Genomic DNA, 14,086 nt, shown 5'->3' with positions numbered 1-14,086 from the left:
AAGGAGACATGACCATGGACCAGTCCGTACTCGAGCAGCAGCGGCGCCTGTTGAACCAGCCGCCTCACCCCCGACCCGACGGGGCCGACCGGTACACCATCGGCGAGGTCGCCGAGCACACCGGGCTCTCCGTCCACACTCTGCGGTGGTACGAGCGCATCGGGCTGCTCGACCAGGTCGAGCGCAGCCACCGCGGCCAGAGGCTTTACGGGAACCGGGACCTGGAGTGGCTGGCCCTGGTGGGGAAGCTGCGGCTGATCGGGATGCCCGTGGCCGACATGGTGGCCTATGCCGACATGGTCCGGCGCGGGCCGGACACCGCCCGGGAGCGGCGCGAACTGCTCTCGGGGCACCGCGACCAGGTGGCCGAGCAGATCGACGGGCTCAAGTCCACGCTGGCTGTCCTGGATTGGAAGATCGACCTGTATGACCGAATGGCATCGGAAAGCGAGAACGGCCATGAGTGACAAGAGGATTCCCGAGGCCCGACTGGGCGACGGCGGGCCGACGACGGGCGCGCAGGGACTGGGCTGCATGGGAATGAGCGAGTTCTACGGCCCCACCGACGAGGGCGCCGCCCGCGAGACGCTGGAGGCGGCGCTGGAGGGCGGCGTCACCATGTTCGACACCGCCGACATGTACGGCCTGGGTGCCAACGAGGAGTTCCTGGCGCCCTTCGTGAAGGCCCACCGCGACGAGGTCTTCCTCGCCACCAAGTTCGGCATCGAACGCGACCCGGAGAACCGGCAGGCCAGGGGCTTTCGCGGAGACCGCGACTACGTCCGCCGGAGCATCGAGGGCAGCCTGCGCCGCCTGGGCGTGGACCATGTGGACCTGTACTACATGCACCGCCGCGACGAGGGCACCCCGCTGGAAGAGACGGTGGGGGCCATGGCCGAACTGGTCGAAGAGGGCAAGGTCCGGCACATCGGACTGTCCGAGGTGACCTCCGCGGAACTGCGCGAGGCCCACGCCGTCCACCCCGTCACCGCGGTCCAGTCGGAGTGGTCGCTGTTCAGCAGGGACATCGAGGAGAAGGTCGTGCCGGCCGCGGCCGAGCTCGGCGTGGCCCTGGTCCCTTACTCCCCGCTGGGGAGGGGTTTCCTGACCGGACAGTTCACCGACGCGGAGAAGCACCTGGACGAGTCGGACTTCCGGCGCGGGCACGAGCGGTTCACCGGGGCCAACGCCGAGTCCAACGCGCGGTTGCTGGAGCCGGTGAGGGCCGTGGCCGAACGCCATGGCGTCAGCCCGGCGACGGTCGCCCTGGCATGGGTCCACGGCCGGGCGTCGGTCCACGGCCTGAGCGTGGTGCCGATTCCCGGTACCCGCAAGGCCTCGCGCCTGAGGGAGAACCTCGCCGCGATGGACCTGGAACTGTCCGAAGACGACCTCGCCGCGCTTGAGCCGATCGGTGCGCAGGTGGCCGGCAGGCGCTATCCGGTGGGCGCCCGTTTCAGCTCGCAGGACAGGGAGTGAGCGGACGCCGCGAGGGTCCGGCCGGGCCGCCGGGCGCTCGCGGCGGGCCTCTCCTTACAACACTTTGCGGTACATGGCCGTGCGGCCGGCCGGACGGTATCCCAGCCGCTCGTTGATCGCGGCCATGGGCGAGTTCTCCTCCGCGTTGGACGTCCAGATCCACCGCACGCCGTTCGCCGAGGCCCGCAGCCGGAGCAAGGCGGCGGCCTTCACGGTCAGGCCCAGCCGATGTCCCCTGTGACCGGGCGCTACGAGCGTCATGCCCTGGTAGGCGTGTGCGGCGTCGGGTGGAAGGTCCATGCGGGTCCACGCCGCCGGTTCCCCGGTCGGCCGGTGGACGGCGAGCGCTTGGACCATTCCGGCGCCCGTCGACAGCAGTTTCTCCTCCTCGCACGCCAAGGCCTCCGCATCGGCTTCTCCCGCCTGGAAGGTCAGGTCGCCCTGGGGGATCAGCGCGTTGGCGGCTGCGTCCAGGGCCGCCACGAGTGGGAGGTCGTGCGGCGGCGTGGGCCCGGTCCACGCGCGGATCTCGTAGTCGGCGGAGCCGGCGGGATTCTCGAACTCCCGCAGTTCGCCGTCCGTCAGGCCATGCGCGTCGCACCGGCGGGCGCGGTTGACCACCGCGACGGTGAAACCACGGCCTTCGGCGAACGCCGTCCCTGCCTCGGAGGGAAGGCGGACTCCGGCGATGACCTCTCGGCGCCCTTCGGCGGCGAGTTCTTTCATCGCCGACCGGTACAGAGCGGTCCCGTGGCCAAGGTGCCGCTGTTCGGGATCCACCGCGATCCTCAGATGCGCCATGTGGGAGTTCGTGCCGGGGAAGAAGAGGGTCTCTGCGACTGCGACGGGATCGTCGCCCAGGGCGGTGAACTGCGTCTCTCCGTTGGGTCCGGGCGCCGCCGCCAGGGAGAGCAGCTCGCGCGGAGACCGGGCCGGGGCGGTCGGATGGTCGTGCGCCCGAGCGCGATCCAGGAGTCGGTGAACGCGGTCGAGCTTTTCGCGGTCGTCGGGGGCAACGGTGTGGAGTCTCATGAACACGGCATTCTAGGCATTGACGAACTGTTATTCGTTATCTATGGTGATGATTGTTAGTAAGTCTGACTTACGAATATTGCAGGAGATCCGCGGAGAACTGCTCCCGGTCCAGACTACCCATCGCCGCGCCCGCGGTGCAGTGTCTTTTACCGGCCGCCTTTGCCCGCCCTCCGCCCGAGCCGTCCGATAGTCAGCGAGATTCGCCGCCCTCGAACGCCGCGAGCCGCATGGAAAGACAAGGCAGGACCATTGACCGTCCGAATCGCGCCCTCCCGGTCGTCGCACCTCGTGCGAACGATCGACGACCAGGCCGTTTGTGCCCTGCTCTTCGACCACGGCGCCCTGAATCTCGAGCAGATCCGTGAGCACACGGGTCTGAGCGAATCCGCCGCGGCCGAAGTGGTCCGCCGCCTCTGTGAGAAGGGCATCGCCCGCACTACAGGTCGCACCGACGGGACCGGACGGGACACTGGCGCGGACGCCTTTGCACTGGAACCGGGCTACGCTCGCGCCGCGGCGGTATCGGTGCGCGAACCCGACCTCTTGACGGTCTCGGTGGTCGACCTCGACGGAGCCGATCATTTCATCGAAGAACTTCGTGTCGACTTCGTGGCCGCGCCACCCGAACAGATCGTCACCGCGACCGTGGCGAGGACCGGCCTGGACCGGATCGGTCACGTGCAGCTGGCGCTCCCGGGAGCGTACGACTCCGAAGAGGACCTCGTGTCCCACATAGACATTCCCGCATTCGAGGGACGTGGCCTCGCTGAGAGGCTGTCCGAGCGGACGGGAACCGGAGTCGCCATAGAGAACGACGTCAACCTCGCCGCCACCGCCGAGGCGAGCGCGGCGGGCGACGGCGGCGGCTTCGCCCTCGCCTGGATCGGGGCGGAGGGAATCGGCCTGGGCATAGTAGTGGACCGTACGATCCTGCGTGGAGCGCGCGGCGCCGCAGGCGAGATCGGCTACGCACCTGTCGGCATGCCCGGGGCGAAACAAGGAACGCTGCAAGAAGTCGTGGGCGGTCCCACGATCCGTTCGCTCGCCGCCGCCCACGGCATACCGACGGGCAACGCCGCCCGCGCGGTCGCCGCTGCCGTCGAAGAGGGGAAGTGGGCTTTCCTGGAGGCGCTGGGCGAACGGGTGGCCTTCGCCCTGGCCATCGTCGTCGCGGTGCTCGATCCCGCGCGGCTCGTCCTCGGCGGTGAGATTCCCCGCTGCGGCAGCGAGGTACTGCGCGGTTTCGTGGAGGACGCCCTGGCGGGCAGAGGATTCGCGTGCCCGGTCACGCTCTCGGCGGTGTCCGGGGACGCCGTTCTCGCCGGGGCCCGCCTCCAGTCCCTGCGAGCGGTCCGCCGGAGAGTGCTCGACTCCCTGGCCGTCTAGAACGTCCTCCACAAGGTGGCCGAATCCATCGAAAGACAGCGGGCCGGAAGGGCGAGGGAACCCTCAGCCGACTTTGCCCGTACCGCGACGAAAACCAGGACCCGCCCCGACAGGGAGTCCTCCCGGCCGTCCCCCGCTCCCCGGAAACCCGCCCTGTCCAGTATGTGACGCCGTGCGGTGACGCGGAAAAACCCTTGCACACTCACCGGAGCGTCGGTAACCTACGGGGCATGTGGATTCTCTTCCTGTAAGCCGAGCCGACTCCCGTCCCGCGTAGAGCACCGCTCCGCGGCAACGGAGGCTCGCTTCATTCTCCTTCCCTGACATTTTCCCTGGGCGCATTGCGCCCTGCGGGGCCGTGCCCCGCACGAACCGAACGGGGGTCCGCATGAAACACCGAACACACCTCGCAGTCCGCGGCCTGACCAAGCGCTACGCCCAGAACCTCGTCCTCGAACAGGCCGAATGCACCGTCGGACCGGGCGAGAAAGTCGGCATGGTCGGCGACAACGGCAGTGGCAAGTCCACACTCCTGCGCCTCCTCGCCGGAGACGAGGCGGCCGACAACGGAAGCGTCCGCGTGGAGGCTCCCGCCAGCCTCGGCCACCTGCCCCAGCACGTCGACCTCGACCTCGGCGCCACGGTCGCCGACGCCGTCGACACCGCCTTCGCCGACCTGCGCGACCTACAGAGGCGCATGGCCGAGTGCGCTGCCGACGGCGACCTCTCCGACCCGGCGAACGCGCGCGAGTACGCCGAACTCACCGACGAGTTCGACGCTCGAGACGGCTGGAACGCGCCCGTCCGCCTGGAGAAGTCCCTGGCTGCGCTCGGCGTCTCCGGTATACCGGCCGACCGGCCGTGGGAGACCCTCTCGGGAGGAGAGCGCCGCCGCGTCATACTCGCGGCCATCCTCTCGGCCCGGCCGGGACTTCTCCTGCTCGACGAGCCGTCCAACGACCTAGACGCCGACGCCGTCGCCTGGCTGGAGCGCGAACTGCGCGACTACCGGGGAACCATCGTTGCTGTGACGCACGACCGCGCCTTCCTCGACTCCTACACGACCACGATCCTCGAAGTGGCCGAGCGGAAGGTCCGCCGCTACGGCGACGGCTTCTCCGGCTACCTCCGCGCCAAGGAGACCGAACGCCGACAGGCCCGAGAGGCCTACGAGGCGTGGAAGTCCGAGTGGGACCGCCAGGCGGGCATAGTCGCGAACAACGTCTCTGCCATGGCCGTCATCCCCAGGAAGATGGAGAAGGCCGGCATGGGCACCGGGGCCCACCGGATGCGGTCGCGCTCGCACGGGGCGCAGAGCCGCGTGCGAATGGCCAATGCCCGACTGGAGGCCCTGGCGGCGGACCGGCGGAGACCGCCGCCGGATCCGCTGGCCTTCCGCCCGTCCTGGGAGGCCGGGGAAGACGTGCCCGAGGGGCCCGCGATCACGCTTGTCGGCGCCTCGGTACCCGGGCGGCTGGCACCGATGGACCTCGCGGTCGAGCACGGCGGGAGGCTGCTGATCGAGGGGCCGAACGGGGCGGGCAAGTCCACCCTGCTGTCCGTGATCGCGGGCGAGTTGGAGGCGCGGGGCACCGTGCGGCGCTTCGGGCGAGTCGGGCACCTCCGCCAGAACCCGGTGGCGGGAAGGCGGGACGCGACCTTGCTGCAGGCCTTCGCTCATGGACGCGTCGGCACTGACGAAGACCACTCCGAGGCCCTGCTGGACCTCGGACTGTTCGACGAGGAGACGCTCGGCTCCCCGGCCGCGAATCTGTCGGTCGGGCAGCGACGACGCCTGGAACTCGCCCGCGTGGTCACTGCTCCGGCCGACATCCTCCTGCTGGACGAACCGACCAACCACTTGGCGCCGTGGCTGGTCCACCAGCTCCAGGAGGCGTTGGAGGGCTTCACCGGGACGGTCGTCGCCGTCAGCCACGACCGCCTGTTCCGCTCCTCCTTCGGAGGAGAGCGACTGGAACTCGCATGAAAGCGCGGTCCTGCCGAAAGGGCGGTCCACGGCGGTACGGTCCGCCGCGGACCGCGTCGAGGCCGGGCCTTGCCACAGAAGCGCGTTCTCAGCGTTCCGAGCAGCAGCCGCTATCGGGAGGCCAGGAAGGTGCGGCGGAGAGTAGAAGTAGCCACCGCACCTTCCTTCTAAATCACGCGATTTTTCTGCGGAGCTTTGCAAATGCCATTGCAATGCCGCCCGCTGCCAAGATGGCCGCGGCAATGGCGGCGCCGATCCATAGGCTGCCGCCGGTCACGGACAAGGTCGGGAGGGCCGCGTTCTTGACGGTGACTGTGACCGTCGAATCCGCGTCAACACGGAAGATCGGATTGCCGTCCTCGCTGTATACCAGCTCTTCGGCGCCGGTGACATCGTAACCGGCAATCTCCCAGCCGTGGGGCATGTCCTCCGGCAGTTCCGCGACTTCGCAGAACATGCCGCTGGGAATGGATTCGACCGCGGCGGACTCTCCCGAGGCGACTTCGACAGCGCCGGAGGTCGGCGAGTCCGAACCTTGGCAGGAGTACTGGACGATGAACGAGTCCCCCGACGTTCCGTCGTCCGTCTCCTTGACGATTTCCAGTCGACCGGTCATGGGGCCCATGTCGGTGAAGTCGTTCACGATGTTCACCAGGATGTCCTTGCCGCCTTCAATGGTGACTTCCTGGCTCGGAACATAGGAGACCACGGCGCCCGGCGGATCGGTCTCCGTGACCGTACAGGTCTCCCCGGGCACCAGGTCTTCGATCACCTTGCCTGCTCCCTCGACGTCCCCGAGGCCTCCTGCGGAGCCGAAGGTGACGTTGAACGTGCCGCTGGTGTCGCATTCGACTGTCGCCTCATAGGAGTCGGGCAATCCGGCGGCGCCGTCCGGGGATATGACCTGTTTGGCCACCCCGAGAGAGCCGGAGGTCGGTGGCGGATGCTGCTCCTTAAAGCGGTAGCAGACGATGTAATGGCTGACGTCGGCGACCTTGGGCTCCTTGCCCGAGGTGATCATGGGACCGATGTACCACTGGTCGGGCCCGAGTTCCGGGGGGACATGCGGCGAAGTGTAGCGATTGGTGTCGGTGGAGGCCTTGACGAACACGGCGTCGACAACGACGTTCATATCGACGCCGTCGGGAAGAATCTCCACATTGATCCCGGTGTACTCGCCTGAACTGGGCAGGTGACCGTCCGGCGGCGGGGACGGCACCGTTCCGCCGGTGACCCGCACTAGTCCGTCGTCGGCCGTGCCGGTGTTCTGGGCGGCCAGTTGGACGTATCCGTCCTCGGCCGGGTATCCACCGTGCTCGCAGTCTCGGATATTGCCTTCCAGGTAGTCCGCGCGTTCGTCCGACGGCCCTGTCTTAGGCGGCTCCATCGCGAGCGCCGCCGTCGGTACCAGGAACAGCCCGGCGGCGAGCGCCGCGGCGAGACTGGAACCTCCGATCCATCGAGAGACCCATTTGGTCTGCAACGTGTTCACTCCTGTCAGTTGGTCGGGACGGTGCCGATCGGCGCCGCATGTTCGCCCCGATTATCAGTCCATATATGACTTGTGGGTGGAGACACGCCCAAGGAGGATAATAAGAAGCTGATGGTCTGTACCATGCCGATTCTGTGCATCCACTAGCATTGGTGCCTCGCGTGCAGATCTGGCCGACGGTTTCCGGACAGACCTGGAACCGGGCTTCATCTTCGGCGTGTGCGGCGCTGTCAAGCCCGTCCCCGTGCCTCACGATATTGCAGTGAAGACGGGCCCACTCGGATGCGACAGAAGATGCCGACGCGAAAAGCCTCAGTAGGCGTTGCTCCTCTCCACCCCGGGAAGTAGCCGTAGTCGGCGAAGGCGGCTTCGGCCGCGGTACCGCAATGTAGACGGTGAACTCACGATCCCACTCAGAACTGGAGCGGTCGCGCCACGGCCGAGTTCGAGGGCCGAGTTCGAGGGAAATATAGCGATGAAGGATCGGTGCGGAGGCAGGAGTTCGCCGTGGACCCGGGAACATCCTGGGATCTACCGCTATTTCGCGACGAGGGACACGATTTTCGGGTCCCGCGGGGGAACGGACGGAGGGTCGACCACTCGAAATGGCCTTTCCTATGCACCGGGACGGCGGCCGGGCGTCCCCGGCGCGGGCCCTCGCGGACGGTAGCATCTTGGCGACGAAGGGAGACCTCATGGCACGAATAGCCGTAGTGGGCGTAGGCCACCTGGGAGAATCGGTTCTCACGGGACTGCTGCGATCCGGAATCGACCAGGACGACATCCGCGGAATCGAACTCATCCCGGAACGGGCCCGCGACATCGCCCGAAAGCACGGAATCGACTGCACCCACGCCGGACTCGCCGACGCGCGGCAGGCCGACATCATCCTCATCGCCGTCCGCCCCAAGGACGTGCGCCCGGTCGTCGAGGAGATCGCCGCCGGCCCCGTCAACGCCGTCGTCTGCACCCTGGCCGCCGGCATCGAGATCAAAGCCGTCGAGGAAGGACTCGGCGGCGGGCCCGTCGTCCGGGCCATGACCAACACCGCCTCGGCGCACCGACAGGCCGTCACCGCGCTCACCCGCGGCGGGCAAGTTCGCGACACGCAGTTCACCGCCGTGAAAACCCTGTTCGAACACCTCGGGTCGGTCGTCGAGATCCCCGAGGAACAACAGAACATGGCCACGGCGCTCGCCGGATCGGGACCCGCCTTCCTCTACTACCTCGCCGACGCGATGGCTCAGGCGGCGACCGAGTACGGCATCGAACGCAAGGACGCCGACACCATGGTCGAACAGATGCTGCGCGGAGCCGGAGTCCTGCTGCAGGAGTCGGGGGAGGAGCCGAGCGAGCTCATCGGGCACATAGCGACCCCGGGAGGAACCACCAAGGCCGGGCTCAGCGTGCTCGACGACCGCGAGACCTCGAACGTGATCCGCAAAGCCGTGCTGCGCACCGCGCAACGGAGCAAGGAACTGTCCGCCGGCTGAGGCGGTCCGGTCGGTCGGGCACAACGGCGTGCCGACCGGTCGACGCTCCCTCGACGCTCAGCGCCGAGCCCGCCATGCGAAAGACCCCGCACTCAGTGGGTCCGCGGCCGGACGCCCCGGACTCCTAACCCGCCCGGTGACAGTCGATCAAGTGGTCGTCGACCAGCCCCATAGCCTGCATCCCCGCGTAGGCCGTCGTGGGGCCGACAAAACGGAACCCCCTCTTCTTCAACGCCTTGGCCAGTGCCTTGGACTCGGCCGTCTCGGCGGGCACATCGGCCAATGACTTCGGCCTCGCCCCCGGCTCCGGCCGGAACGACCAGACGAAGTCCGACAGCCCTCCCTCCAGCTCGAGGGCGGCCCGGGCATTATTGACCGACGCCTCGATTTTGGCCCGGTTGCGGACAATCGCCGCGTCCCCCAGCAGCCGCTCCACGTCCTCCTCGCCGAACCGCGCGACCTCCTCGATCGCGAAGCCCGCGAAGGCCTCGTGAAAGGCCGGACGCTTGCGCAGAATGGTCAGCCACGACAGGCCCGACTGGAACGCCTCCAGGCACAGCCTCTCGAACACGGCGTCGTCGCCGCGCACGGGACGCCCCCACTCCTCGTCGTGGTAGACGCGGTAGATCTCGGGCTCATGGCCCCACGGACACCTCGCGAGCCCGTCGGACCCCGTTATCGAATCGGACAAGGCGCACGCCCCTCTCCACTGGTACCGGACCGCTCGAGTCTAGACGCCCGGTCCGACAGCCCCGGCGTTCGAGGCGCGGAGATACCATGGACGCCAGCGAACCGTTCCCCTAACACCAAGGTGACGATCATGCCCGACTCCTCTGACCGCAACTCCTCCCTGCGCGTGTCCGACGCAGAGCGCAACGAGGTTGTCGACCGCCTGCAGAAGGCGCTCGCGGCCGGGTACATCGACCTCGGGGAGTTCGACGAGCGGGCCGCGGGCGCGCAGCGGGCCAAGGTCCGCGGGGACTTGAAGGGCCTCCTGGAAGACATCCCCGACGGCGAGGTGGCGCTGCACGCCGACGCGGCCGTCATGGAGGTGGAAGAGCGCCTCGTCGTGAAGACCACGATGGGCGACGTCAAGAAGCAGGGGCAGTGGCCCGTCCCCGGTCGGATAACGGTCAAGAACGGCATGGGCGACGTGAAACTCGACTTCCGAGAGGCCTACTGCCCGCACGAGGTGGTCGAGATCCGCCTGGACGGCGGCATGGGCGACGTTGTCATCGTGCTGCCCGACGAGTGGATCGCGACCGAGAACGTCCGGTCCACCATGGGCGATGTGAGGAACAAGTGCACGTCGTCCCCGCTGCGGGCCCGCAAGCGAATCAACGTCACCGGTAAGACCAAGATGGGCGACGTCGTCATCCGCCGGGAGCGCAAGTTCCTCCGGTGGCGCTGGTGAGGCCCGCCGGCCTCGGTCAGTTTCCGAAGATGTCCGCCCGGTGGCGGGCGTGCATCGCCGCGTTCTGCCAGGCCTCCAGCTGGTCGTAGTCCTCGCAGGCCTGAATGCGGCGGAGATCGCCGGTGGAGAGTTCGATGCCCCGCAGCTCGGCGAACTTGGGTATGGACTTTCTGATCTCCCGCAGGCGGCCAATGCTGACCCCCTCCTGCCGGAATTTGTCGACGAACTGGAAGGTCTCCATTGCCATCAGTTGCTCCAGGAAAGTTCTCGGGCCCGTTCGGAGGGCGGACAACAGGTACTCAGTGTAGTCGACGGCGGTGTCGACGTGAAGCGCCGCGAGCTCACGGCGGGTGTTCTCGATGACGGCCTTGGCGTCGGTGGAGGTCTGCTGGTTGACTTCCTCCCCGCGGCTAAAGGCCGGGGGATTCCAACCGGTGAGCCCGGTTGGTGGGGAGTCCTTGCGGACTCTCCTGGTTCCTGCTTCGCAGACCGGCCAACGCCGAGGTCTCCACAGGCTGAGACCGCAAGTCCTGCGGCCTTGAGAATGTTCTTCGCCGCGTTCACGTCCGCGTTGGCATGGTGCCCGCAGTCCTTGCAGCGGAACACCGATTGGCTCTCTCGGTTCTCCGCCGCCAAGTGACCGCAGGCATGGCAGGTCTGGGACGTGTACGCGGGATTGACTTTCACCAGCTCAGTCCCGGTATACCGGGCACGACTGGAAAGCGCGAGTTCGAGACGGTGCCATCCCTTGTCCAGGATCGCCCGATTGAGCCCGGATTTCGCGGCCACGTTCCGATCACGAGCGCGGGCGGTCATATTCCTCGTCTTGAGGTCTTCGAGCACGACCACGGCATTGTCGGTGGCGAGATGGTTCGCTAGTTGTGCGGCGAAGTCGCCGCGCCGGTCGCTGATCCGGCAGGACAGACGCCGCAGCCGCGCCAACGTCCGGCCCCGCGACGCCGAGCCTTTCTTCTGCCGGGCGAGCTGTTGCTGGAGGCGCTTGTACCGCTTGGCCTCGCCCGGCGTGGAGAAAGAGCGGTCGTGGAACTCTCCATCCGACGTGACGGCCGCGTAGGCTACGCCCCGGTCGATACCGGTGGCCGCGCCAGGGTTCGCGTGTTGCTCAGGCGTGGTCCGGCCGTCGTCTATGAGGAACGATATCCACCACTGGCCCGCTTTTTGGGCGACGGTGGCGGACTTGACCGCGCCGATGAGCGGGCGCGTGGACCGGTAGGTGACCCATCCGAGTTTGGGGAGCTTAACCCGACCCCACTTCCGGTTGATCCGCTGCACGGCCATCGGTTTCGGGTCGGGAAACCGCAACGACGGAGCCCAGCGGTGCTTGGAGCGCCATCGGACGGCGAACGTCCCATGTTCACGGCAGGCACGGTCAAGGTCCCGCAAAGTCTGCTGGAGGACATGCGACGGCGCGGCGGCCAGCCACTCCAGTCCGGGTTCACGTTTCGCCTCGGATAGTTCACGGGCTTGGGGAACGTAGTTCGTCCACACGCCTTTGCGTCGATATTCGCGCCGCTGCTCCAGCGCGGAATTCCATACGAACCGGCAGATGTTCGCGTACCCGGTGCAAGATTCGGCCTGCTCGGGGGTGAGCTTGAGGCGGTAGCGTCGTCCGGTCAGCATTACTTGTTCTTCTGGTTCTCGACATACTTGCGGATGGCCGACAGCGGAGCGCCGCCAACGGTGGCAACGAAGTACGAGTTCGTCCACAGGGTAGGAAGCCGGGACTTGAGATAGGAGAACTCTAGGCGCAGAAGACGGGACGAACGTCCTTTCATGGCCTTGACAAGCCGGTGGACACCGAACTGCGGATCGACCTCTACAGAAGGTGAACATGGTCGGGCATGGTCTCCAGCTCGACAACATGCGCCTGCTTCTCTTCGGCGACCTCGCGGAGGATCTGTTTGAGCCGCTGCTCCATGCGACCACCGATGACACTGCGGCGGTATTTCGGGCACCACACGACATGGAACGCGCTCTGGTAGGTGACGTTCAGATTGGATCGCAGGGCAACAGCCACACAAACATTATATACCAGCGTGTCATATACTGACTCGCGGGATTGTTGGCGTGCCTACCCCACGGTTAAAACCGGGGGTCTGCGCACTACGGATTTTCGATCGTCGCCGACAGGACGGCCATGGCCGCCATGGACCCGTCGCCGGCCGTATCCGTCAGGGCGGGGAAGTTCGACGGCCCGAAGACGAAGGGACGCAGGTCGAACCCCGGTTGACCGACGGGGAACGGTCCGCGCGCCCACTTTTCCACCCGCCTGTCGAAGCAGAGGACGTTCATATACGCCGGCACTCCCCAACGGTGGGCGACATTGGCGATATAGGCGGGCCAGGCCCAGCGCCTTTTCCCTCCTTCGGCACTCGTCGGCTTGTCAACGCTACGTTGGACCTCGTTGACGATGGCGGCGGTGATCGGTTCGCCTGACCTGCACACGCTGACGTTGTCGCAGTTGAGAGAGCGGATCTTGGTGTCGCTCGCCACCTCTGACCCGGGCAGTACGGTATCGCAGGGAGGTCGGTCCAGTCCGGCGAGAGTGAGCAGGTCGAGTGCGATTTCCGGCTGCCGCTGGAGGATCCTCAGCGGCACTTCGTGTTCTGCTGTGACCATCGCCTTAGCATAAGAATCGGCGGGCCGCAGCCGTTCGCGCGACGCACACTGTCTTCAGTCGGATAGCGGACAGAGGGAAGCGGCGCTAATCCCATCGCTGTCAAGGAGGGGTTTCCTCTTTCCCGCCAAAGCCACTGCGTTACCGTCTTGGGAGAAGCGACTTTTCTACAGGAGGTGCTCGATGCGCGCAGTGGCAGCCGACAGCCTGGACGTCGATCCGACGGTCCAAGAGGTCCCCGACCCGCGACCCGGAGCGGGGGAGCTGCTCGTCGAAGTGAAGGCGGCGGCCATCAACCCGTTCGACCACAAGGTGGCACGAGGGGAGATCCTGCCGGACCTGCCCCGCGACTTCCCCTATGTGTACGGAGGCGACTTCGCGGGCGTCGTCACCGCACTCGGCGAGGGCGCCGGGAGCTTCTCCGTGGGAGACAAGGTCTTCGGACAGTTCCTCTCCAATCCCGGCGGTCACGGGTCGAACGCCGAGTACGTCGCGGTCCCGGAGAAGGGAGCCGTCACCGCTATCCCCGAGGGCGTCTCCTTCGCCGAAGCCGCGTCCATCGGCACCGCCGGCATGACCGCGCAGCAGATCGTCGACTCCGCCAACCTCAACGCCGGGGAGTCCCTGCTGATCATCGGCGCGGGGGGAGGCGTCGGGTCCTTCCTGATCCAGCTCGCCGCAGCTCGCGACCTCCGAGTCATCGCGGCGACGCGTGGCGACGAGCGGGCACGCCTCGGCGGGTTCGGGGCCGCCCGCACGATCGACGTCGACGAAGAGAGCCTCGGAGAGGCCGTCCGCGACGAGTACCCCGACGGAGTCGACGCGCTGGTCGACCTCGCCTCGCAGGACTCCGAGGTCTTCGCCCAGCACGCGGCGCTCGTAGGCGACGGCGGAGTGGCCCTGACGACCAACTTCGTGGCCGACGAGTCCCGGACGCCGGGGAACATCGAGGTGATCAACTTCGGCATGCAGGGCTCGGCGAGCTCCCTCGACACCGTCGCGGCGGCGATCGCCGCCGCGACCCTGAAGGCCCCCATCGAGTACAGCGTCTCGATCGACGAGGCCCCGGAGCGCATCGCGGAACTGCGGTCGGGCAAGGGGCGCGGCAAGGCCGTCATCGTCTTCTAGAAGCCTGGGAACAGCGCGAGAAGGGCCGGCGGGT

13 protein-coding genes and 1 pseudogene are annotated in these 14,086 nt (G+C 67.3%); 7 read left to right on the top strand and 7 right to left on the bottom strand.

Going from position 1 to position 14,086, the window contains the following annotated elements; all coding sequences use genetic code 11:
• Positions 1–8 precede the first annotated feature (8 nt).
• A complete protein-coding gene (locus ACFTE1_RS10590) occupies positions 9–467 on the top strand; it encodes a MerR family transcriptional regulator (RefSeq protein WP_380622037.1) in 459 nt (152 codons plus the stop codon).
• Positions 460–1,479 (top strand): aldo/keto reductase, encoded by a 1,020-nt coding sequence (locus ACFTE1_RS10585; RefSeq protein WP_380622040.1) that lies wholly within the window; start codon positions 460–462, stop codon positions 1,477–1,479. The genes ACFTE1_RS10590 and ACFTE1_RS10585 overlap by 8 nt, the downstream gene beginning before the upstream one ends.
• A 54-nt stretch (positions 1,480–1,533) precedes the next feature.
• On the opposite strand, the gene ACFTE1_RS10580 is transcribed toward ACFTE1_RS10585, so the two are convergent.
• Complete coding sequence (locus tag ACFTE1_RS10580; protein ID WP_380622043.1) at positions 1,534–2,511, bottom strand: GNAT family N-acetyltransferase; 978 nt, start codon at positions 2,509–2,511, stop codon at positions 1,534–1,536.
• Between the two features lie 252 nt (positions 2,512–2,763).
• Between ACFTE1_RS10580 and ACFTE1_RS10575 the strand changes: the two genes are divergently transcribed.
• Complete coding sequence (locus tag ACFTE1_RS10575) at positions 2,764–3,900, top strand: ROK family protein (RefSeq protein ID WP_380622045.1); 1,137 nt, start codon at positions 2,764–2,766, stop codon at positions 3,898–3,900.
• A gap of 388 nt (positions 3,901–4,288) precedes the next feature.
• Positions 4,289–5,887 carry an ABC-F family ATP-binding cassette domain-containing protein gene (locus tag ACFTE1_RS10570; protein WP_380622047.1) on the top strand — a complete coding sequence of 533 codons (1,599 nt, stop codon included), beginning with the start codon at positions 4,289–4,291 and terminating at the stop codon, positions 5,885–5,887.
• 172 nt (positions 5,888–6,059) lie between these two features.
• Here ACFTE1_RS10570 and ACFTE1_RS10565 read toward each other — a convergent pair whose 3' ends face one another.
• Positions 6,060–7,370, bottom strand: a complete 1,311-nt coding sequence (locus ACFTE1_RS10565; RefSeq protein ID WP_380622049.1) for a DUF5979 domain-containing protein — start codon at positions 7,368–7,370, stop codon at positions 6,060–6,062.
• 704 nt (positions 7,371–8,074) lie between these two features.
• Between ACFTE1_RS10565 and proC the strand changes: the two genes are divergently transcribed.
• Positions 8,075–8,872, top strand: coding sequence for a pyrroline-5-carboxylate reductase (proC, locus tag ACFTE1_RS10560; protein WP_380622052.1), 798 nt, complete (start codon positions 8,075–8,077; stop codon positions 8,870–8,872).
• 124 nt (positions 8,873–8,996) lie between these two features.
• On the opposite strand, the gene ACFTE1_RS10555 is transcribed toward proC, so the two are convergent.
• Positions 8,997–9,563 carry a DNA-3-methyladenine glycosylase I gene (locus ACFTE1_RS10555; protein ID WP_380622055.1) on the bottom strand — a complete coding sequence of 189 codons (567 nt, stop codon included), beginning with the start codon at positions 9,561–9,563 and terminating at the stop codon, positions 8,997–8,999.
• A gap of 129 nt (positions 9,564–9,692) precedes the next feature.
• Here ACFTE1_RS10555 and ACFTE1_RS10550 point away from each other — a divergent pair, with 129 nt between their 5' ends.
• A complete protein-coding gene (locus tag ACFTE1_RS10550; protein WP_380622058.1) occupies positions 9,693–10,286 on the top strand; it encodes a DUF1707 SHOCT-like domain-containing protein in 594 nt (197 codons plus the stop codon).
• Between the two features lie 16 nt (positions 10,287–10,302).
• On the opposite strand, the gene ACFTE1_RS10545 is transcribed toward ACFTE1_RS10550, so the two are convergent.
• From ACFTE1_RS10545 to ACFTE1_RS10530, 4 genes and pseudogenes are all read right to left on the bottom strand, one after another.
• Entirely contained in the window at positions 10,303–10,533 is a 231-nt protein-coding gene (locus tag ACFTE1_RS10545) for a hypothetical protein (RefSeq protein WP_380622060.1), read from the bottom strand.
• Entirely contained in the window at positions 10,533–11,927 is a 1,395-nt protein-coding gene (locus tag ACFTE1_RS10540; protein WP_380622063.1) for an RNA-guided endonuclease InsQ/TnpB family protein, read from the bottom strand. The genes ACFTE1_RS10545 and ACFTE1_RS10540 overlap by 1 nt, the downstream gene beginning before the upstream one ends.
• Positions 11,927–12,324: pseudogene (tnpA, locus tag ACFTE1_RS10535) on the bottom strand (IS200/IS605 family transposase). Before tnpA ends, ACFTE1_RS10540 begins: the two are co-directional and overlap by 1 nt.
• A gap of 86 nt (positions 12,325–12,410) precedes the next feature.
• Positions 12,411–12,926, bottom strand: coding sequence for a hypothetical protein (locus ACFTE1_RS10530; protein ID WP_380622064.1), 516 nt, complete (start codon positions 12,924–12,926; stop codon positions 12,411–12,413).
• Between the two features lie 181 nt (positions 12,927–13,107).
• On the opposite strand from ACFTE1_RS10530, the gene ACFTE1_RS10525 reads away from it, so the two are divergent.
• Positions 13,108–14,052 carry an NADP-dependent oxidoreductase gene (locus ACFTE1_RS10525; RefSeq protein ID WP_380622066.1) on the top strand — a complete coding sequence of 315 codons (945 nt, stop codon included), beginning with the start codon at positions 13,108–13,110 and terminating at the stop codon, positions 14,050–14,052.
• Positions 14,053–14,086: the final 34 nt, after the last annotated feature.

The sequence above is a fragment of the Salininema proteolyticum genome (genome assembly GCF_042685645.1).
In the GTDB taxonomy this organism is placed as follows: Bacteria; Actinomycetota; Actinomycetes; order Mycobacteriales; family Micromonosporaceae; genus Salininema; species Salininema proteolyticum.
This window is presented reverse-complemented; position numbering and strand designations above follow the sequence as displayed.